Genomic DNA, 18,789 nt, shown 5'->3' on the forward strand with positions numbered 1-18,789 from the left:
TCCTCCAGGCACCCGACTTGAGGCTTAGAAGAACCCGAGCTTCTGCGCCGAGTACGACACCAGAAGGTTCTTCGTCTGCTGGTAGTGCTCCAGCATCATCTTGTGGTTCTCGCGGCCGATGCCCGACTGCTTGTAGCCGCCGAAGGCCGCGTGGGCCGGGTAGGCGTGGTAGCAGTTGGTCCAGACCCGGCCCGCCTGGATCGAACGGCCCGCGCGGTAGGCCGTGTTGATGTCGCGTGTCCACACGCCCGCGCCGAGGCCGTACAGCGTGTCGTTGGCGATTTTGATGGCGTCGTCGTAGTCGCTGAAGGAGGCGACCGAGACGACCGGGCCGAAGATCTCCTCCTGGAAGATCCGCATACGGTTGTTGCCCTCGAAGATGGTGGGCTGGACGTAGTAGCCGCCCGCCAACTCGCCGTCGTACTCGATGCGTTGGCCGCCCGTGAGGACCTTCGCGCCCTCCTGCTGGCCGATGTCCAGGTAGGAGAGGATCTTCTGGAGCTGGTCGTTGGACGCCTGGGCGCCGATCATCGTGTCCGTGTCGAGCGGGTTGCCCGGCCTGATGGCCTCGGTGCGGGCGACCGCCGCGTCGAGGAACTCGTTGTAGTGGCCCTGCTGGATCAGCGCGCGCGAGGGGCACGTACAGACCTCGCCCTGGTTCAGCGCGAACATCGTGAAGCCTTCGAGCGCCTTGTCGCGGAAGTCGTCGTCCTTCGCCCACACATCGTCGAAGAAGATGTTCGGTGACTTGCCGCCGAGTTCGAGCGTGACCGGCTTGATGTTCTCGGACGCGTACTGCATGATCAGCCGGCCCGTCGTCGTCTCGCCGGTGAACGCGACCTTCGCCACCCGTGCGCTGGACGCGAGCGGCTTGCCCGCCTCCACGCCGAAGCCGTTGACGATGTTGACCACGCCCGGGGGGATCAGGTCGGCCACCAGGCTCAGCCAGTAGTGGATCGAGGCGGGGGTCTGCTCGGCCGGCTTGAGGACGACGGCGTTGCCCGCCGCGAGCGCCGGCGCCAGCTTCCAAGTTGCCATGAGGATAGGGAAGTTCCAGGGGATGATCTGCGCCACTACGCCGAGCGGCTCGTGGAAGTGGTACGCGATCGTGTCGTCGTCGATCTCGCTGAGCGAGCCCTCCTGTGCGCGCAGGGCGCCCGCGAAGTAGCGGAAGTGGTCGATGGCGAGCGGGATGTCGGCGGCCAGTGTCTCGCGGACCGGTTTGCCGTTCTCCCAGCTCTCGGCGACGGCCAGCTTCTCGAGGTTGACCTCCATCCGTTCGGCGATCTTCAGGAGGATGTCGGCGCGCGCGGTGGGTGACGTGCGGCCCCAGGCCGGTGCGGCGGCGTGCGCCGCGTCGAGGGCGCGCTCCACGTCCGCCTCGGTGCCCCGGGCGATGTCCGTGAACGGCTGCCCGTTGACCGGGCTCGGGTTCTCGAAGTACTGGCCCAGCGCCGGCGGCACGTACTCCCCGCCGATGAAGTGGTCGTAGCGCGGCTTGTAGGAGACGACTGAGCCGTTGGTGCCGGGCGCTGCGTAAAGGGTCATTTGGCTGGCCTCCCGTGCGGGCCGCCCACCGTCGGGCGGCTTTCGCAGGGAGGCTAGGAGCGCGGACGTTGCAGATACGTTGCGTACGGCCCCGAGGCGACCGGACCGACCGGGCCGACCGGCACGGCCTGCTCCGCGTCGAGTTCGCGCAGGCGGGCCAGTACGGGCGGCGTCGGACGCACCGTGGCCAGCGTCCGCCACACGTCGAGGTCCTCCTCGCCCCACGGAGCGTGCGCCCAGTCCGCGAGCAGATCGGGGTCGCCCCGCGCGATCAGCGCGGCCCGCATCCCGTCGGTGAGCCGGCGCCGGATCCGGACGACGGCCGGGGCCTGCGAGCCCGGCAGCAGCGGCCCGCCGAACGCGGCGGCCGCCGCCGTCACCGCGCCCGTCCCGAGGCGCCGCTCGACCGTGCCGAAGTCCGAATCGACGGGCGCCGCAAGGCGGTACGGGCGCGAGCGCAGGACGTCCGGGCCGAGCACCCGGCGCAGGCGGGCGAGTTCGGCCCGCAGCGTCACGGGCGTCACCGACTCGTCCTCGTACAGCGCGCACAGCAGTTCGTCGCCGGTCAGGCCCTCGGGGTGGCGGGCCAGCAGGACGAGGATCTCGCTGTGCCGGCGGCTGAGGCGGATCTTGCGGCCGGTGTCCGTGACGAGAAGTGCCTCGTCGCGGCCGAGCGCGGTGAGCCGGAGGCTCGCCGTGTCGGAAGGGGCCGGCGCGAGGAGTGCGAGCTGCGACTCCGCCGCTCGGGCCACCGCCTGCACGAACGCCAGGCTGTGCGGATGCGCGAGCCCGTCCCCGCCCGTGATGTCGACAGCGCCCAGGAGCCGGCCCGAACGCGGGTCGTGCACGGGGGCCGCCGCGCACGTCCAGGGCTGGACCCGGCGGATGAAGTGCTCGGCGGCGAACACCTGGACGGGCCGGTCGAGCGCCACCGCCGTGCCGGGCGCGTTCGTCCCCATCGTCGTCTCCGACCAACGGGCGCCCGGCACGAAGTTCATCCGGTCCGCCCGCTGCCGTGTCGTCGGGTCGCCCTCCACCCACAGCAGCCTGCCGTGCGCGTCGCACACCGCGAGAAGATGCTGCCCGTCCCGCGCGAACGTGCCCATGAGTTCCCGGAACAGCGGCATGACCCGGGCCAGCGGATGCTCCGCGCGATACGCCCCGAGGTCGCCGTCGCTCAGCTCGACCGACGCCGACGCGTCCGGGCTGACATGTGCTCCCGCGGAGCGCCGCCAGGAGTCGGCCACCACGGAACGCACCGGCCGCGCCACGGTCCCCGCGGCGGTGAACGTCTCGTGGGCGCGGCGCAGGACCCGTACCCGCTCGGACGGATCGGTGCCCGGCTCCAGGGCCACCCATGGATCGGTCAAGTCGGCCTCCCCGGCGGGCGATGCGGCGTTACATCGCTGTGGGGACATCGTCGCGCCGGGGACGCGGAGGGACAAGCGTCCCGGCACCGATCCGCACGGATGGGTCACAGTGCGTGCGCGCCGGGCAGGCCGGATCGTCGTGCTTCCGGCCGCTCCTCAGCTCCTCAGGCGAAGTTGACCATTCTGATGTAGCGCGTCCAGTCCCAGTACGGGCCCGGGTCGGTGTGGTCGGTGCCGGGGACCTGGTAGTGCCCGATGATGTGCTGGCGGTCCTTGGGGATGCCGTACTTGGTGCAGATCGCGGCCGTCAGGTTGGCGGAGGACTGGTAGAGGGCGTCGGTGAAGTACTGCGGCTGGTCGACCCAGCCCTCGTGCTCGATGCCGATGCTGCGGGTGTTGTAGTCCCAGTTCCCCGCGTGCCAGGCGATGTTGCGCTCGCGGACGCACTGGGCGACGTGGCCGTCGGAGGAGCGAACCACATAGTGCGCGGAGACCTTCTTGGCCGGGTTCTGGAAGATGGCCAGGGTGTTGGCGTACGTCTCCTGGGTGACGTGGATGATCACGTAGTTCAGGGGATAGCTCGTGGGGCGGTTGGACACCGTGTAGTTGGAGGTGCTGGCCGGGACGGACTCCGCCCCGGGATAGTCGACCGCCAGCACCCCGGCGGAGGCATGGGCGGCCGGCAGGAGCGCGCCGGGCACGGCGGCGAGCGCGCCCGCCTGGAGTAACCGGCGCCGGCTCGGAAGTGACCTTCGGTCCATGGGGGGTCTACCTCTCTTGTGGGGGTGGGAGTTGAGGGGCGGGGACCGTCGGGGTACGGGCGGCTCCGCCACGCGCGGTCAGGATCCTGGGGCGCCCATCGCTGTACGGCTCTGCTCTGTCAGTTAAGGGCCTCGGCGGTTGAGGCGGAAGAGGGCGCGGCGCGCCTGTGGATAACTCGCCCATTGTGAACAACCGCACGTCAGAGGTCCGAACCTCTGGCACTTCGCCCCTCCGGGGGTGCCCGGGCCGACGGTGCGCGCCACCGCGCCGGTGCCCGCCACTGCGCCGGTGCGCCCCCGCCCAGGCCCTACGCGCCGGCCGTAGCCGTAGCCGTAGCCGTAGCCGTAGCCGTAGCCATCGCCGGGTCGTCGAGGACCGCCCGCACCACCGAGTGCGCCGCGCCCAGCAGCGGACCGTCCGGTCCGATGCGCGACACCAGCACTCCGTCGGCCGGGGTCGCCGTGCGACGGGTCAACTCCCGTTCCAGAGACGGCAGAAGCCATGGTGCGAGCCGCGACAGCGCCCCGCCGAGCACGACGGCCCGCGGGTCGAGAAGGTTCACCGCCCCGGTCAGCGCGATCCCCAGGGCGGACCCGGCGCCACGGAGAGCCCTCCGCACCCCGGTGTCACCGGCACCCGCGCGTTCGGCGAGCAGTCCCACCCGGTCCTCGCCCGGAGCCACGCCCGCCGCGCGCAGCACCGCCTCCTCGCCCGCGTACTGCTCCAGGCACCCGCGCCCTCCGCACGGGCAGGCGGGGCCCTCGGGACGTACCGGAACGTGGCCGAGCTCGCCGGCGAACCCGCGCGTTCCGCGCAGCAGCCTGCCGTCGACGACGAGCGCCGCGCCGATGCCGATCTCGGCCGAGACGTGCAGGAAGTCCGCCGGGGTGCCGTCGCCCAGCCAGAGTTCGGCGAGGGCGCCGAAGTTCGCCTCGTTGTCGACGCTCAGCGGCAGACGGGTCTCGAGGAGGGCCGAGACGTCGGTGTCGTGCCAGTCGAGGTTGGGGGCGCGGACCACCGTGCGCGTGCCGCGTGCCACCAGGCCGGGCACGGCGACGGCGAGGCCCGCGGGGCGCAGCCCTTCGCGCTCGGCGCGGGCGGTCACCTCCCGTACCAGGATGGAGAGTTCACCGAGTACGGGGCCTGGCGCGCGGCCGCGGTTGGCGACGCGGCGCACGGCACGCGCGCGTATCTCGCCGCTCAGATCGACCACGCACGCCGCGAGATGGTCGACACCCACCTCGGCCCCGACCCCCGCGGGACCGCGCCGGCTCACGACGAGCGCCGAACCGGGGCGCCCCACCCTGCCGGGCCGCTGAGGGCCCAGCTCCTCGATCAGACCCGCCCGGATCAGCTCGTCGACGAGGGTGGACACCGCGGCCCTGGTGAGCCCGATGCGCTGGGCGACCGCGGCCCGCGACAGAGGGCCCTCGGTTGCTACGGAGTGCATGACCCGGGAGAGGTTGCGCCGGCGCATGCCCTGCTGGGTGTCGGGCGTGCCGGGCCGGGTCTCGTGCAGTGGTGCGGTCATGCCTCCGAACGCTCCCATGGGGTCGGGCCGGCGTGCGGGGCCGTCGGCTTTCCTGGATCCTCGGTCGGCGACGCTGCGGTGGTCGGCGGGCCGTCAGCGCGGGCCCCTGTCCAGGAGCGGGGCCGCGTCGGAGAGTACCCCGGAGATCCGCGCCAGCGTCGCGGCGTCCCGCTCCACGGGCTCCAGGACCGGCCCCCGCGCCGTTCCCCAACGTCGCGCGACCGCCGCCGGATCCTCCCCGGTCAGCAGGCCCGCGGCCTGTGCCGCGGCGCCGAGCGCGACCAGTTCGCGGGCCTCGGGCACCTGCACCGCGCGGCCCGAGAGCCGCCGCACGGTCCGCTGCCAGGCACCTCCGCGCGCACCGCCCCCGATGAGCAGCAGCGGCACCGACAGGTCGGCGTCGGTGTCGAGGACGAGGTCGAGCGCGCCCAGGAGGGCGTGGACCGCGCCGTCGTAGGCGGCCTGCAGGAGCTGGCCTCCCGTGGTGTCGTGCCGCAGCCCGTGCAACAGCCCCGAGGCGTGCGGCAGGTCGGGGGTGCGCTCACCGTCCAGGTACGGCAGCAGCGTGATGCCGCCGCCGGGTTCCACGGCCTCGCGGTCGAGGCCGAGCAGCGCGGCAAGGCGGTCGACGGCCTGGGTGCAGTTCAGGGTGCAGGCGAGCGGGAGCCAGTCGCCGCGCGCGTCGGCGAACCCCGCGACGGTGCCGGTCGGGTCCGCGGGGCGGCGCCGCGACACCGTGTACACCGTGCCGGAGGTGCCGAGGCTGAGGACCGGGGTGCCGGGGCGCAGTCCGAGCCCGAGGGCGGCCGCCGCGTTGTCACCGGTGCCGGCGGCCACCAACGTGCCCTTGGAGAACGGCAGTTCAGCCCCCGACCCGTGCACCGTGCCGGCCACCTCGCCGGGGCGCACGACCCGGGGCAGCAGTGCCGGATCGAGCCCCACGCGCGCGAGGATGTCCGCGTCGTACGACTCCGTGGCCGACGCCCACCATCCCGTGCCGGAGACGTCGCCGCGGTCCGTCGTGCCGTCGCCGGTCAGCCGCTGGGTGAGGTAGTCGTGCGGCAGCCGTACGGCCGCGGTGGCGCGGGCGGCGTCCGGCTCGTGCTCGGTCAGCCAGGCCCACTTGGCGACGGTGAACGAGGCTCCGGGCACGCTGCCCACGCGCTCGGCCCACACCTTCGGGCCGCCCAGCTCGTCGACGAGACGCCGTGCCTGGGGCGCCGACCGCACATCGTTCCAGAGCAGCGCGGGGCGCACCGGGCGCCCGTGCGCGTCCAGGGTGACCAGGCCGTGCTGCTGACCGCCGACCGACACGGCCGAGGCGCGGCGTGCCGCGTCGCCGCACTGGCGCAGCGCCTCGCACAGGGCCGTCCACCACTGCTCGGGGTCGCTCTCACGGCCCGGTCCCGCGCTGACCGTGTGGGGCGCATGCCCGCTCGCCATGACCGCGCCCGTCGCGGCGTCGACGACCAGGACCTTGGTGGACTGTGTGGAGCTGTCCACCCCGACGACGAGTGGTCCATCGGCTGATGACATCGGTTCTCCCGTTCCCGAAACCCGGCCTCTTCCCAGCGGCGTGCCCGCATACTAATTTGTAAACGGCCATGACGAAATAGCTGTGACCGGCCACCGAGGTGACCGGTGAGGGAGCCGCGACATGACGTACCGACCCACCCCCGACGACAAGTTCAGCTTCGGCCTGTGGACCGTCGGCTGGCAGGGGCGCGACCCGTTCGGCGACGCCACCCGGGCCGCGCTCGACCCGGCCGAGTCCGTGCGGCGCCTCGCCGACCTCGGCGCCTACGGAGTGACGTTCCACGACGACGACCTGATCCCGTTCGGGGCCTCCGACACCGAGCGCGAGTCCCACGTCAAGCGCTTCCGGCAGGCCCTCGACGCCACCGGCCTCATCGTCCCGATGGCCACGACGAACCTCTTCACGCACCCCGTCTTCAAGGACGGCGCGTTCACCGCGAACGACCGTGACGTGCGCCGGTACGCCCTGCGCAAGACCCTCCGCAACATCGACCTCGCCGTCGAGCTGGGCGCGAGGACGTATGTCGCCTGGGGCGGCCGCGAGGGCGCAGAGTCGGGCGCCGCCAAGGACGTGCGGGCCGCCCTCGACCGCATGAAGGAGGCGTTCGACCTGCTCGGCGAGTACGTGGTCGGGCAGGGCTACGACCTGCGGTTCGCCATCGAGCCGAAGCCGAACGAGCCCCGCGGCGACATCCTCCTGCCCACCGTCGGTCACGCCCTCGCGTTCATCGAGCGCCTGGAGCGGCCCGAGATGTACGGCGTGAACCCCGAGGTGGGGCACGAGCAGATGGCGGGACTGAACTTCCCGCACGGCATCGCCCAGGCCCTGTGGTCGGGCAAGCTCTTCCACATCGACCTCAATGGCCAGACCGGCATCAAGTACGACCAGGACCTGCGCTTCGGCGCGGGCGACCTGCGTTCGGCGTTCTGGCTGGTCGACCTCCTGGAGAGCGCCGGCTACGAAGGGCCGCGCCACTTCGACTTCAAGCCGCCGCGCACGGAGGACTACGCGGGAGTGTGGGCGTCGGCCGAGGGGTGCATGCGCAACTACCTGATCCTGCGCGAGCGGGCCGCCGAGTTCAGGGCCGATCCGGAGGTCCAGGAGGCGCTGCGGGCGTCCAGGCTCGACGAGTTGGCCCAGCCGACGGCCGCCGACGGCCTGTCCGCCCTGCTGGCCGACGAGGGCGCCTTCGAGGACTTCGACGTGGAAGCCGCCGCGGCCCGCGGCATGGCCTTCGAACGCCTCGACCAGCTCGCGATGGACCATCTCCTGGCCGCGCGCGGCTGAACAGAACGCGCCGCCCACGCGCGCGTGGCGCACGGTTCGGCCCCCGCCAACTTCTGTGCGGGGGCCGAACCATGACGGGCACGTCACGTCCTACGCGCCCACCCACACCGTGGTGATGTTGCAGAACTCGCGGATGCCGTGGGCCGCCAGCTCACGCCCGTAGCCGGAGCGCTTGGCGCCGCCGAACGGGAACGCCGGGTGCGAGGCCGTCATGCCGTTCACGTAGACGCCGCCCGCCTCGATGTCGCGGGCGAACCGGTCGATCTCCGCCGCGTCGTGCGTCCACACGTTGGAACTCAGCCCGAACGGCGTGTCGTTGGCGAGGGCCACCGCCTCGTCCAGGTCGCCGACCCGGTACAGCGTCGCGACCGGCCCGAAGGTCTCCTCGCGGTGGATCCGCATGTCCTCCGTGATGTCGGCGAGCACGGTCGGCTCGTAGAACCAGCCACTCTTCGCGTACGCCTCGGGCCGCTGTCCGCCGCACATGACCGTGGCGCCGCACTCCACCGCGTCGTCGACGAGCTCCTCCAGGTCGGTGCGGCCCTGCTCGCTGGCGAGCGGCCCGACGTCGGTGTCCTCGTCCATCGGGTCCCCGACCCGCAGGGCCCGCATGCCGGAGGCGAACAGCCGGGCGAACTCGTCGTAGACGTCCGTGTGCACGATGAACCGCTTCGCCGCGATGCAGGACTGTCCGTTGTTCTGCGTACGCGCGGTCACCGCGACCTGCGCGGCCTTCGCCACGTCGGCCGACGGCATCACGACGAACGGGTCGCTGCCGCCCAGTTCGAGGACGGTCTTCTTGACCTCGTCGCTCGCGATCGACGCGACGGAACGCCCCGCCGGCTCGCTGCCCGTCAGCGTCGCCGCCGCCACCCGCTTGTCCCGCAGGATGCCCTCGACCGCGCCGGCTCCTACGAGCAGCGTCTGGAAGCAGCCCTCGGGGAACCCGGCCCTGCGGAACAGGTCCTCCAGGTAGAGCGCGGTCTGCGGCACGTTCGACGCGTGCTTGAGCAGGCCCACGTTCCCCGCCATCAGAGCCGGCGCGGCGAACCGTACGACCTGCCACAGCGGGAAGTTCCACGGCATCACGGCGAGGACGACGCCCAGCGGGCGGTAGCGGACATGGACACTCGAGGCGCCGGAGTCCTCCACGTCCGGTGCGGACGGGTGCTCGTCGGCGAGCAGCTCCTGAGCGTGCTGCGCGTACCAGCGCATCGCCTTCGCGCACTTCGCGGCCTCGGCACGGGCCGCCATCAGGGGCTTGCCCATCTCGGTCGTCATGACGCGCGCGATGTCGTCACGGTCCGCGTCGAGCAGATCCGCGGCCGCCTGGAGCAGCCGCGCCCGTTCGAAGAAGGTGCTGGTGCGGTACGTGCGGAACGTGCCGGCGGCGAGGGCGAGCCTGCGCTCGATCTCCTCGTCGGTCAGGGCGTCGTAGAGCTTGAGTGTCTCGCCGTTCGCCGGATTGACCGTCGCGATGGGCATGGGTCGACCTCCTCTGCGCGGTTCTTCGACCTTCCCGCGCCGCGTGGCACCGCGCAACGCGGCACGCACCGGGTACCCGGCGGCGCGGACGTCAGACGTGCTCGGCGAGCCGGTCGAGGAAGACGGTCTGGGCCTTGACCACCATGCCGCGCGCCGCGTCGAGCCCGAGCCACGCCACCCGGTCGAGCTCGGGGAACTCCGCCGTGCGTCCGGAGCCCCGCGGCCACTCCATGGTGAAGGTGCCGGGTACGACGTCGTCCGGGTCCAGGTCACCCTCCACGGCCCACACGGTGACGTGCTTGCCGCCGGACTGCACGGTGTCACCGAGCGGCACCGGCGTACCGTCGGGCGGCGCGAGGCCCAGCTCCTCCCGGAACTCCCGGCGCGCCGCCTCCCACGGCCCCTCGTCGTCCTCGTACTCGCCCTTGGGCACGGTCCAGGCCCCGGCCTCGCGCCGTTCCCAGAACGGGCCGCCCATGTGCCCGAGCAGCACCTCGGGGCCGCTGTCCGTACGCCGGAACAGGAGCAGTCCCGCACTCCGCTTCTTGTACGTCATGGGACGAGATTCTTGTCCGCCATGGGACCAGTGTCGGCGCGTCACCCGCGGACGGCGCGCCCTCCGGGGCACCCGCCGGGGCGACGACCGGGATGGCCGACGCCCGGGCGGGTGGCGGGATCACGGCGAGGAGTTCGACGCCCGCCCGGACGTGCCGTGCGGCTCCGCCTCGTGCGAGTCCGCCTCATGCGAGTCCGCCTCGTGCGGGTCCCGGGGTGCGGGGACGACCACCGCGCGTTCGGCGGAGACGTCTGCGCGGTGCCGACGCCGCGAGACCCACAGGGCCACGGGTTCCGTGTAGCGGGCCGTGAGCGGGCCGACGATCACGAGGATCAGGACGTACGCCGTGGCCAGCGGGCCGAGCCGCGGCTCGATCCCGGCCGTGACCGCCAGGCCCGCGATGACGATGGAGAACTCGCCGCGCGCCACGAGCGCGCCGCCCGCGCGCCAGCGGCCCTTGACGGAGATCTTCGCCCGCCGCGCCGCCCAGTAACCGGTCGCGATCTTCGTGCAGGCCGTGACGACCGCGAGGGCGAGCGCCGGCAGCAGCACCGGGGGAATGCTCGCGGGGTCGGTGTGCAGGCCGAAGAAGACGAAGAACACGGCGGCGAACAGGTCGCGCAGCGGCAGCAGCAGCGAGTGGGCGCCCTCGGCGGCCTCGCCGGACAGAGCGATGCCGACCAGGAACGCGCCGACCGCGGCGGACACCTGGAGCTGCTGCGCGATCCCGGCGACCAGGATGGTCAGACCGAGCACGACCAGGAGCAGTTTCTCCGGGTCGTCGTGGGACACGAACCGTGAGATGAGCCGGCCGTAGCGCACGGCGACGAACAGGACGAGGCCCGCCGCCCCGAGCGCGATGGCCAGGGTGAGGCCGCCCGCCGCCCAGCCGACCCCGGCGAGCAGCGCCGTGATGATCGGCAGATAGACCGCCATCGCGAGGTCTTCGAGGACCAGGATGCTGAGGATCACCGGGGTCTCCCGGTTGCCGACCCGGCCGAGGTCGCCGAGCACCTTGGCGATCACACCCGACGACGAGATCCAGGTGACGCCCGCGAGGACGACGGCGGCGACCGGGCCCCAGCCCATGAGGAGCGCGGCGGCGGCGCCGGGCAGCGCGTTGAACGCGCAGTCGACGAGCCCCGCCGTGTACTGCGTCTTGAGGTTGCTGACGAGGTCGCTGGCCGTGTACTCCAGGCCCAGCATCAGCAGGAGCAGGATGACGCCGATCTCGGCGCCGATGGCCACGAACTCCTCGCTCGCGCCCAGCGGGAGCAGCCCGCCCTCGCCGAAGGCGAGCCCGGCGAGCAGGTAGAGGGGGATGGGCGAGAACCGGAGCCGGCCGGCGAGTCTGCCGAGCAGGCCGAGCGCGAGGATGATCGCCCCGAACTCGATGAGGAACACCGCGGAATGCATCCGATCACTCCCTGCCGAGTATCGTCGCCGCCGCTTCCACGCCCTCGCGGGTGCCGATGACGATCACGGTGTCCCCGCCGGCAAGGCGGAAGCCGGGGGTCGGCGACGGGATCGCCTCGGCGCGCCGCAGGACGGCCACGATCGAGGCGCCGGTCTCGGTCCGCAGCTGCGTCTCGCCGAGCAGCCGGCCGTTCCAGTGCGAGGTCGCGGCGATCTCGACGCGCTCGGCGACCAGGCCCAGATCGGTGGTGTGCAGCAGGTTCGGACTGTGGTGGGACGGCATCAGCGCGTCGATCAGCGCGGCCGCCTCACCGGACGTCAGCTTCAGCGACAGGTCACAGGCGTCCGGGTCGTCGGACCGGTAGGCGCTCAGGGTGCGCCCGCCGTCCAGGTGCGCGACCACCGACACCTGGCGTCGGTCGCGTGTGGTCAGGTCGTACCGGAAGCCGATCCCCGGCAGTGGTGTGCGGCTCAGACGTGAAGCGGGCACAGCTCTCCCCTTGTCCGTGCTTGATCTTGTTGTCCGTGCGTGAAACTGGGTGATGCGTGGCGCCTGCATCTTCAGGCTCCGGGTGTCACCCTATCGGTCCCAAGATTTGGCAAAGAAACGGTCTGGTCGCGCCGGCCTCGTTCTTACGGCGCCGGGTGCGCGGCGAGCACCGTCTCGACCGTGTCCGCCTCCGCGGCCGTCTTGTCCTCGCGGTACCGCACGACGCGCGCGAAGCGGAGCGTGACGCCGGCCGGGTAGCGGGTCGACTTCTGCAGACCGTCGTAGGCGATCTCCACCACGAGCTCGGGCCGCACCCGGACGACATGCCCGTCGTCACTCACGGCCAGTTCCCGCAGCCGCTCCGTCTGCCAGATGAGCAGCGCGTCGGTGAGCCCCTTGAAGGTCTTGCCCAGCATCGCGAACGAGCCGTCCGGCCCACGCGCGCCGAGGTGCAGGTTCGAGAGCTTGCCCGTGCGCCGCCCGTGCCCCCACTCGGCCGCCAGAACCACCAGGTCAAGCGTGTGTACGGGCTTCACCTTCAGCCAGGACGCACCGCGCCGGCCCGCGCTGTACGGGGCGTCGAGCGCCTTGACGACGACGCCTTCGTGGCCCCGGCGCAGGGTGTCGGCGAAGAACGCGTCCGCGCTCGCCCGGGCCGTCTCGTCGGCCCCGCCGGGTACGACGACGCGGCGCACCCGCATCGCCTCCGGCACGAGCCGGGCGAGCCGCGCGTGGCGCTCGGCGAACGGCAGATCGAGCAGCTCGTCCCCGTCCGCGTACAGCGCGTCGAAGAACACCGGCGTCACGGGAACGCTCCCGGCGGCCGTCGCCACGTCCACCCGGGAGCCAACGCGGCCCGCGATCTCCTGGAACGGACGCGGCCGGCCGTCCCGGTCGAGCGCGATGACCTCTCCGTCGAGGATGAAGCGCTCCCCGTCGAGCCCGGCGGCCGCGGCGATGACCTCGGGCAGCCGGTCGGTGATGTCGTCGAGCGTGCGCGTGTAGACGCGGACGGTGCCGCCGTCGCGGTGCACCTGTACGCGGATGCCGTCCAGCTTCTCCTCCACCGCGCACGCCCCGAGCTTGTCCACGGCCTCCCCGGTCGAGGACGCGCTGTGCGCCAGCATCGGGAACACCGGGCGCCCGACGGTCAGCCGGAACTCACCCAGCGCACCGGGACCGTCGGCCAGCAGGGCCTGTGCCACCACCTGCAGCGACCCCGTCAGCATCACCGCGCGCCGCACCTCCGCCGCCGGGGCCCCGGTGGCCTGCGCGAGGCCCTCGAGCGCCACCGCGTCGAGCGCTCCCTGGCGCACCTCACCGGTGAGCAGACCGAACAGGAAGCGCTGCTCGCCCTCGGTCGCCGCCCCCATCAACTCTCCAACGAGGCGGGTGCGTTCGGCCTGGGACCCGGCGCCGGCGACGTCACCGATCGCGGTCAGCGACGCGTCGACGTCCTGGACCGTGAGGCGCGGCTGCGCGGCGGGCGCGACGCGCTCGCTGAGCACCCGCCACCCGATGCCGAGGCGTCCCTGGGGCAGCCGCCCCGCGAGGTAGGGGATGACGACCGGTACGTCGTCCGCATCCGCCGCCCCGAAGAGCTCGGCGAGCAGCGCGATCTTCCGGGACCTGGCCGAGGCCGCCGCGACCTCCTGGGACACCTGCGCGAGCCGGGAGAACAGCATGGAGTCATCGTGCACCGGCTCGCGTCACGGCGCACACGAATGTGGCCGTTCCGGCGCGATTTCCGGGCGCGTGAGCGCCGGTCCCGTAGCCCACGAATTCACACCGGCATTTCGTCACGCGCAGTCCTCTCTTCGGAATTGCGTTCCGCGATGCGAGACCGGGCCCGGGCATTCTTGACTGGTCCGACCTGCCCCTGCTTGGATCCATGGCATGAACACGAGACTGGACCTCACGCGGCGACGCCATGTCGACCTCGCGCGTGTCTCCAGCTCGTTCTGTTGTCGCGCACGCTGACGTTTCCCCGCGCCCCGGCGCCGGAGCCACCCTCCCGGTGACCCCCGCCGCCGCCGTCATTCCACCGGGCCGCATCTTTCCCGCCCGGATTCCCGCACCACCGCTCCGTGAATTCGCCATGCCCGCAATTCCTCGTCCCGGCATGCCGAATTCCGCCCCGAAGGGTCCGCCATGGCCACCGTCCTGTCCATTTCCGGAAGCCCGTCCGCCACCTCCCGTACGGCACGGCTGCTGCGCACACTCGACGCCCGCCTCGAGGCGCAGGGCCACGTCGTCCTGCCCCTCGACGTCCGTACGCTGCCCGCCGAGGCGCTGCTCGGCGCCGATTTCGCCCACCCGGCCATCGTCGAGGCCACCGGACTCCTCGCCCGGGCCGACGGAGTGATCGTCGCGACGCCCATCTACAAGGCCGCGTACTCCGGACTGCTCAAGGCCCTGCTCGACCTGCTGCCGCAGTACGGACTCGACGGCAAGACCGTGCTGCCGCTCGCCACCGGCGGCTCCACCGCGCATGTCCTCGCCCTCGACTACGCGCTGCGGCCCGTCCTCAATTCCATGGGCGCCGACCACATAGTCCAGGGCTGGTTCACCCTCGACAAGGACATCAGCGTCGCCCATGACGGCAGCGTCAGCGTCGCGCCCGGCTCGGCGGAGGCCCTGGGCCGCGTCGTCGACCAGTTCTCCGCCGCCCTCGACCGCACCGGCGCGCCGGTGCTCGCGGCGGTGAGCTGACCATGTCCCTCACCTTCCACTGGTTCCTGCCCACCAACGGCGACAGCCGTCACGTCGTCGGCGGCGGCCACGGCGCCCCCGTGACCGCGGCGGGCGGCGACCGGCCCCCGACCATCGGCTATCTCACGCAGATCGCCCGCGCCGCCGAGGACCTGGGCTTCGTCGGCGCGCTCACCCCCACCGGCGCGTGGTGCGAGGACGCGTGGCTGACCACCGCCATGCTCAGCCAGCAGACCGAACGGCTGAAGTTCCTCGTCGCGTTCCGCCCCGGCTCCGTCGCGCCGACCCTCGCCGCGCAGATGGCGTCCACGTACCAGCGCCAGACCGGCGGCAGGCTCCTGCTGAACGTCGTCACGGGCGGCGAGAGTCGCGAGCAGCGCGCCTACGGGGACTTCCTCGACAAGGACGCCCGGTACGCGCGCACCGGCGAATTCCTGGAGATCGTCAGGGGGTTGTGGGCCGGCGACACCGTCGACCTGGCCGGCGAACACCTCCAGGTGCAGGACGCCCGCCTCGCCCGGCTCCCCGACCCGGTCCCCGAGATCTACTTCGGCGGCTCCTCACCCGTCGCGGGCGAGATCGCGGCGCGGCACAGCGACGTCTACCTCACCTGGGGCGAACCGCCCGCACAGGTGGCAGAGAAGATCGCCTGGATCCGTGGCCTCGCCGAGAAGGAGGGCCGCACCGTCCGGTTCGGGATCCGGCTGCACGTCATCACCCGCGACACCGCGGAGCAGGCCTGGGCGGAGGCCGACCGCCTCCTCGCGGGCTTCGACCCCGCCACCGTCAGATCCGTCCAGGAGGGGCTCGCGCGCAGCGAGTCCGAGGGCCAGAAGCGCATGCTCGCCCTGCACGGCGGCAGCGCCGACGGCCTGGAGATCCATCCCAACCTGTGGGCCGGGATCGGCCTCGTCCGCGGTGGCGCGGGCACCGCGCTCGTCGGCAGCCACGACGAGGTCGCCGACCGCGTGGAGGAGTACCACCGCATCGGCATCGACGAGTTCGTGCTCTCCGGGTACCCGCACCTGGAGGAGGCGTACTGGTTCGGGGAGGGCGTCCTGCCCCGGCTGCGGGCGCGCGGCCTGTGGGCACACCCGCACCGGGACGCGCCCGCTTTCCGCTAGCCGTCGGTCGCGCGGTCCCGCTCCTGCGGGGCGGGCTCAAGGGCCGGGGCCGCCACGCCCAGATGGGAGCGGCACTGCGGCTTCGGCGCCTCCTCCAGGCGCGGGCGGACGGCCGCCGGACGGATGAACAGGGTGGCCGTCGCCGAACCCAGCGCGAACAGCAGGGCACAGCCGAGGGCCGCCCGGTGGAACGACGTGTTCACCGCGCCGGGAAGCGTGTACGCGTCACCGGACAGGCCGACCGCGAGCGGCAGCGCCGCCACCACGAGGAGCTGCGCGATCCGGGCCGCCGTGTTGTTCACGCCGCTGGCGAGCCCGGCGCGGGCCGGTTCGACCGACGCCAGGACCGTGGCCGTCAGCGGCGCGACGAACACGCTCATCCCGAGGCCAAGGACGGCCACCGCGGGCAGCACGTCGGCCGCGTACGACGCGCCTGGCTCGATCCGCAGCATCAGGAGCACACCGGCCGCCGCGATCAGCGGTCCGGTCACGAGGGGCAGTGTCGGTCCCACGCGGCGCGCGAGATCGCCCGCCCGCGGGGACAGGAGCAGCATCAGGAGGGTGATCGGCAGCGTCGCCATGCCCGCCTCCAGGGCGCTGTAACCGAGCGCGATCTGGAGCTGCACCGGCAGCAGGAACAGGATGCCGCCGATCCCCGCGTACAGACACAGCGTCATCGCGTTGGTGGCGCTGAACAGGCGTGAGCGGAACAGGGAGAGCGGCAGCATCGGCTCCGCGCGCCGGTGTTCCACGACGACGAACACGACACCCGCGGCGACACCGAGCACCGCGGGCAGCACCGTCGACACGACGGACGCGCCGCCGGACGACCCGATGAGCGCGTAACTCACCCCCACCAGGCACAGCGCGGCGAGCGCGGCCCCCGCCATGTCGAAGCGGCTCCCGGCGACCGCCGCGTCGCGGCTCTCCGGGACGTGCCGCACCGCGATCAGTAGCACGACGGCGGCGAGCGGCACATTGATCAGGAAGATCCACCGCCACCCGGGGCCGTCGATCAGATACCCGCCGAGGAACGGGCCCAGGGCCCCCGCCACACCGGTGAGCCCCGACCAGGCACCCACGGCACGCGACTGGTCGTCCGGATGGAACGCGGACCGTACGAGGGCCAGCGAACCCGGCGTCAGCAGCGCACCGCCGACGCCCTGCAACGCGCGGGCGGCGATCAGCACACCCTGGTCGGGGGCGAGCCCGCACAGCGCGGACGCGGCCGCGAACCAGGCCACGCCGAGGACGAGCGTGCGCCGCCGTCCGATCCGGTCACCGAGCGCGCCACCCCACAGGAGCAGGGCGGACAGGGTGAGCATGTAGGCGTTCACGACCCACTGCAGGCTCGACAGGGAGGCGCCGAGGTCGCGGCCGATCGTCGGCAGGGCGACGTTGACCACCGTGCCGTCGAGCATCGCCATCCCGGAAGCCAGGACGACACAGGCGAGAATCCAGCGGCCCCTGGCGGAGGAGAGCCGGATTCCGGAGGAGGACTCGGCGGTGTCGGACGTCATCGCAGCCATTGTCGTGGACGCGGGGAAGGGACGCGAGGCATGGCCGCCGACGCGGTCACCGCGCTCCGCCCGGCAGCGGCGACGCCGGCGGGCGGAGCGGGACATGAGGTGACAGGTGAGAACTACTGGGGGAGATGGGCCTCGATCGTGGCGACCAGCTCGGGCGCGTCCGGCACCACCTGGGGCGAGAAGCGGGCGACGACCTCACCCTTGGGGGAGATCACGAACTTCTCGAAGTTCCAGCGGATGTCCCCGTCGTGGCCCTCGGCGTCCGCCGCGGTGACGAGACGCTCGTACAGAGGGTGCCGGTCGTCGCCGTTGACCTCGATCTTCTCGGTCATCGGGAACGTGACGCCGTACGTCGCGGAGCAGAACTCGGCGATCTCCTCGGCGCTGCCGGGCTCCTGGCCCATGAACTGGTTGCAGGGGACGCCGAGCACGGTGAAACCGCGTCCGGCGTAGCGGGACTGGAGCTCCTCCAGGGCCGCGTACTGCGGGGTGAGGCCGCACTTCGAGGCCACGTTGACGAGGAGGACGGCCTTGCCCTCGTACTGGGGGAGGTTCGCGGGGCCGCCCTGGAGGGCGGAGATCTCGACGTTCTCGTAGACAGACATGCCCTGGATGCTAGCCACTGGACGCGACGGGCCGGGGAGCGCGGTGCAGTCTGCCGCGGGCGATCAGCTCCACCGTGACCGCGACCGCGATCGCCTGCACCGCCATCAGCGCGATCAGGACGAACAGCTGGACCGCGCCCGCCATGACCGGGGACGCGCCGCCGAGGAGCATGCCGACGAACGCGCCGGGCAGGGTGACAAGGCCGACCGTGCGGGTCTGGTCGAGACCGGGGAGCAGCGCGTCCGACGCGGCCGGCCGGGCCACCTCCAGGCGGGCGTCACGGTCCAGGAACCCGAGCGCGAGACAGGCCTCGACCTCGCCCCTGCGGGACGTCAGCTCGTCGAGGGCCCGTCGCCCGCCGAGGACCGTGGCCGTCAGCGCCCCGCCGATCAGGATCCCGGTCACCGGGATCAGGGAGATGCCCTTGAAGGGGAGCAGGCCCGTGGCGACCAGACCGGCCACCACCGGGACGACAGGGCCCGCCACCGGCAGCGCCGCCCACACCCACGTGGGGTTCTGCGTGATGCGGCGCCCCGCCGTACGCGCGGCCACCGAGAACATGACCAGCAGGAAGCCGAGCAGGGCCGCCGTGTAGTGCACCACCCAGCCGATGGCGAGGGACACCACGCCGAGTTGGACGGCGGCCCGCACGCCCGCCACGACGATGTCGCGGGCCCGCCCGAACGACTCGTCGGGCGAGAGCCGGAACGCGGCCGCCGTCCCGGCGGCGAGCACGAGAAGGACGAACAGGGCCACGGCCAGTGCCGTGTTGACGGGAAGCAGCGCCTGGGCCGCGAGTTCGCACACCTCGTCACCCTAGGTCCCCTGACGGCCAC

Annotated in this window: 17 protein-coding genes; 4 read left to right on the top strand and 13 right to left on the bottom strand. The window is 72.5% G+C overall.

Features of this window, described 5'->3' with window-relative positions:
• Positions 1-24: 24 nt before the first annotated feature.
• The 5 genes from exaC to xylB all read right to left on the bottom strand — a co-directional run bounded on the left by exaC (position 25) and on the right by xylB (position 6,747).
• On the bottom strand, positions 25-1,548 hold the full coding sequence (gene exaC / locus EOT10_RS05110) for an acetaldehyde dehydrogenase ExaC (RefSeq protein ID WP_127826843.1): 1,524 nt from the start codon (positions 1,546-1,548) through the stop codon (positions 25-27).
• Between the two features lie 53 nt (positions 1,549-1,601).
• A complete protein-coding gene (locus EOT10_RS05115; protein WP_127826844.1) occupies positions 1,602-2,918 on the bottom strand; it encodes a GAF domain-containing protein in 1,317 nt (438 codons plus the stop codon).
• A gap of 164 nt (positions 2,919-3,082) precedes the next feature.
• Complete coding sequence (locus EOT10_RS05120) at positions 3,083-3,679, bottom strand: N-acetylmuramoyl-L-alanine amidase (protein ID WP_127826845.1); 597 nt, start codon at positions 3,677-3,679, stop codon at positions 3,083-3,085.
• A gap of 308 nt (positions 3,680-3,987) precedes the next feature.
• Positions 3,988-5,211: an ROK family transcriptional regulator gene (locus tag EOT10_RS05125; RefSeq protein WP_127826846.1), complete on the bottom strand. Its 1,224-nt coding sequence runs from the start codon at positions 5,209-5,211 to the stop codon at positions 3,988-3,990.
• Between the two features lie 93 nt (positions 5,212-5,304).
• Positions 5,305-6,747: a xylulokinase gene (gene xylB / locus EOT10_RS05130; RefSeq protein ID WP_127826847.1), complete on the bottom strand. Its 1,443-nt coding sequence runs from the start codon at positions 6,745-6,747 to the stop codon at positions 5,305-5,307.
• A 121-nt stretch (positions 6,748-6,868) separates the two neighbouring features.
• Here xylB and xylA point away from each other — a divergent pair, with 121 nt between their 5' ends.
• A complete protein-coding gene (xylA, locus tag EOT10_RS05135; RefSeq protein WP_127826848.1) occupies positions 6,869-8,035 on the top strand; it encodes a xylose isomerase in 1,167 nt (388 codons plus the stop codon).
• Positions 8,036-8,125: 90 nt separating this feature from the next.
• Here the strand turns inward: xylA and EOT10_RS05140 are convergent, their stop codons facing one another.
• From EOT10_RS05140 to EOT10_RS05160, 5 genes are all read right to left on the bottom strand, one after another.
• Positions 8,126-9,520, bottom strand: coding sequence for an NADP-dependent succinic semialdehyde dehydrogenase (locus EOT10_RS05140; RefSeq protein ID WP_127826849.1), 1,395 nt, complete (start codon positions 9,518-9,520; stop codon positions 8,126-8,128).
• 91 nt (positions 9,521-9,611) lie between these two features.
• Positions 9,612-10,076, bottom strand: coding sequence for an NUDIX hydrolase (locus tag EOT10_RS05145; protein WP_127826850.1), 465 nt, complete (start codon positions 10,074-10,076; stop codon positions 9,612-9,614).
• A 120-nt stretch (positions 10,077-10,196) separates the two neighbouring features.
• Entirely contained in the window at positions 10,197-11,492 is a 1,296-nt protein-coding gene (locus EOT10_RS05150) for a cation:proton antiporter (RefSeq protein WP_223280810.1), read from the bottom strand.
• 4 nt (positions 11,493-11,496) lie between these two features.
• On the bottom strand, positions 11,497-11,982 hold the full coding sequence (locus tag EOT10_RS05155; RefSeq protein ID WP_223280811.1) for a cation:proton antiporter regulatory subunit: 486 nt from the start codon (positions 11,980-11,982) through the stop codon (positions 11,497-11,499).
• Positions 11,983-12,125: 143 nt separating this feature from the next.
• Positions 12,126-13,667, bottom strand: a complete 1,542-nt coding sequence (locus EOT10_RS05160; RefSeq protein ID WP_127826852.1) for an ATP-dependent DNA ligase — start codon at positions 13,665-13,667, stop codon at positions 12,126-12,128.
• A gap of 211 nt (positions 13,668-13,878) precedes the next feature.
• Here EOT10_RS05160 and EOT10_RS43070 point away from each other — a divergent pair, with 211 nt between their 5' ends.
• The 3 genes from EOT10_RS43070 to EOT10_RS05170 all read left to right on the top strand — a co-directional run bounded on the left by EOT10_RS43070 (position 13,879) and on the right by EOT10_RS05170 (position 15,818).
• The gene (locus EOT10_RS43070; protein WP_375991879.1) at positions 13,879-13,962 is read left to right on the top strand and encodes a putative leader peptide; all 84 of its coding nucleotides are present in this window, start codon (positions 13,879-13,881) and stop codon (positions 13,960-13,962) included.
• 171 nt (positions 13,963-14,133) lie between these two features.
• Positions 14,134-14,694, top strand: coding sequence for an NADPH-dependent FMN reductase (gene ssuE / locus EOT10_RS05165; RefSeq protein WP_127826853.1), 561 nt, complete (start codon positions 14,134-14,136; stop codon positions 14,692-14,694).
• A gap of 2 nt (positions 14,695-14,696) precedes the next feature.
• Positions 14,697-15,818, top strand: coding sequence for an LLM class flavin-dependent oxidoreductase (locus tag EOT10_RS05170; protein WP_127826854.1), 1,122 nt, complete (start codon positions 14,697-14,699; stop codon positions 15,816-15,818).
• On the opposite strand, the gene EOT10_RS05175 is transcribed toward EOT10_RS05170, so the two are convergent.
• From EOT10_RS05175 to EOT10_RS05185, 3 genes are all read right to left on the bottom strand, one after another.
• The gene (locus tag EOT10_RS05175; protein ID WP_127826855.1) at positions 15,815-17,338 is read right to left on the bottom strand and encodes an MFS transporter; all 1,524 of its coding nucleotides are present in this window, start codon (positions 17,336-17,338) and stop codon (positions 15,815-15,817) included. The genes EOT10_RS05170 and EOT10_RS05175 overlap by 4 nt on opposite strands.
• Positions 17,339-17,460: 122 nt before the next feature.
• Positions 17,461-17,952: a glutathione peroxidase gene (locus tag EOT10_RS05180; RefSeq protein ID WP_127826856.1), complete on the bottom strand. Its 492-nt coding sequence runs from the start codon at positions 17,950-17,952 to the stop codon at positions 17,461-17,463.
• A gap of 10 nt (positions 17,953-17,962) precedes the next feature.
• Entirely contained in the window at positions 17,963-18,760 is a 798-nt protein-coding gene (locus EOT10_RS05185; RefSeq protein WP_127826857.1) for an ABC transporter permease, read from the bottom strand.
• Positions 18,761-18,789: the final 29 nt, after the last annotated feature.

The organism is Streptomyces antnestii, assembly GCF_004005495.1.
In the GTDB taxonomy this organism is placed as follows: domain Bacteria; phylum Actinomycetota; class Actinomycetes; order Streptomycetales; family Streptomycetaceae; genus Streptomyces; species Streptomyces antnestii.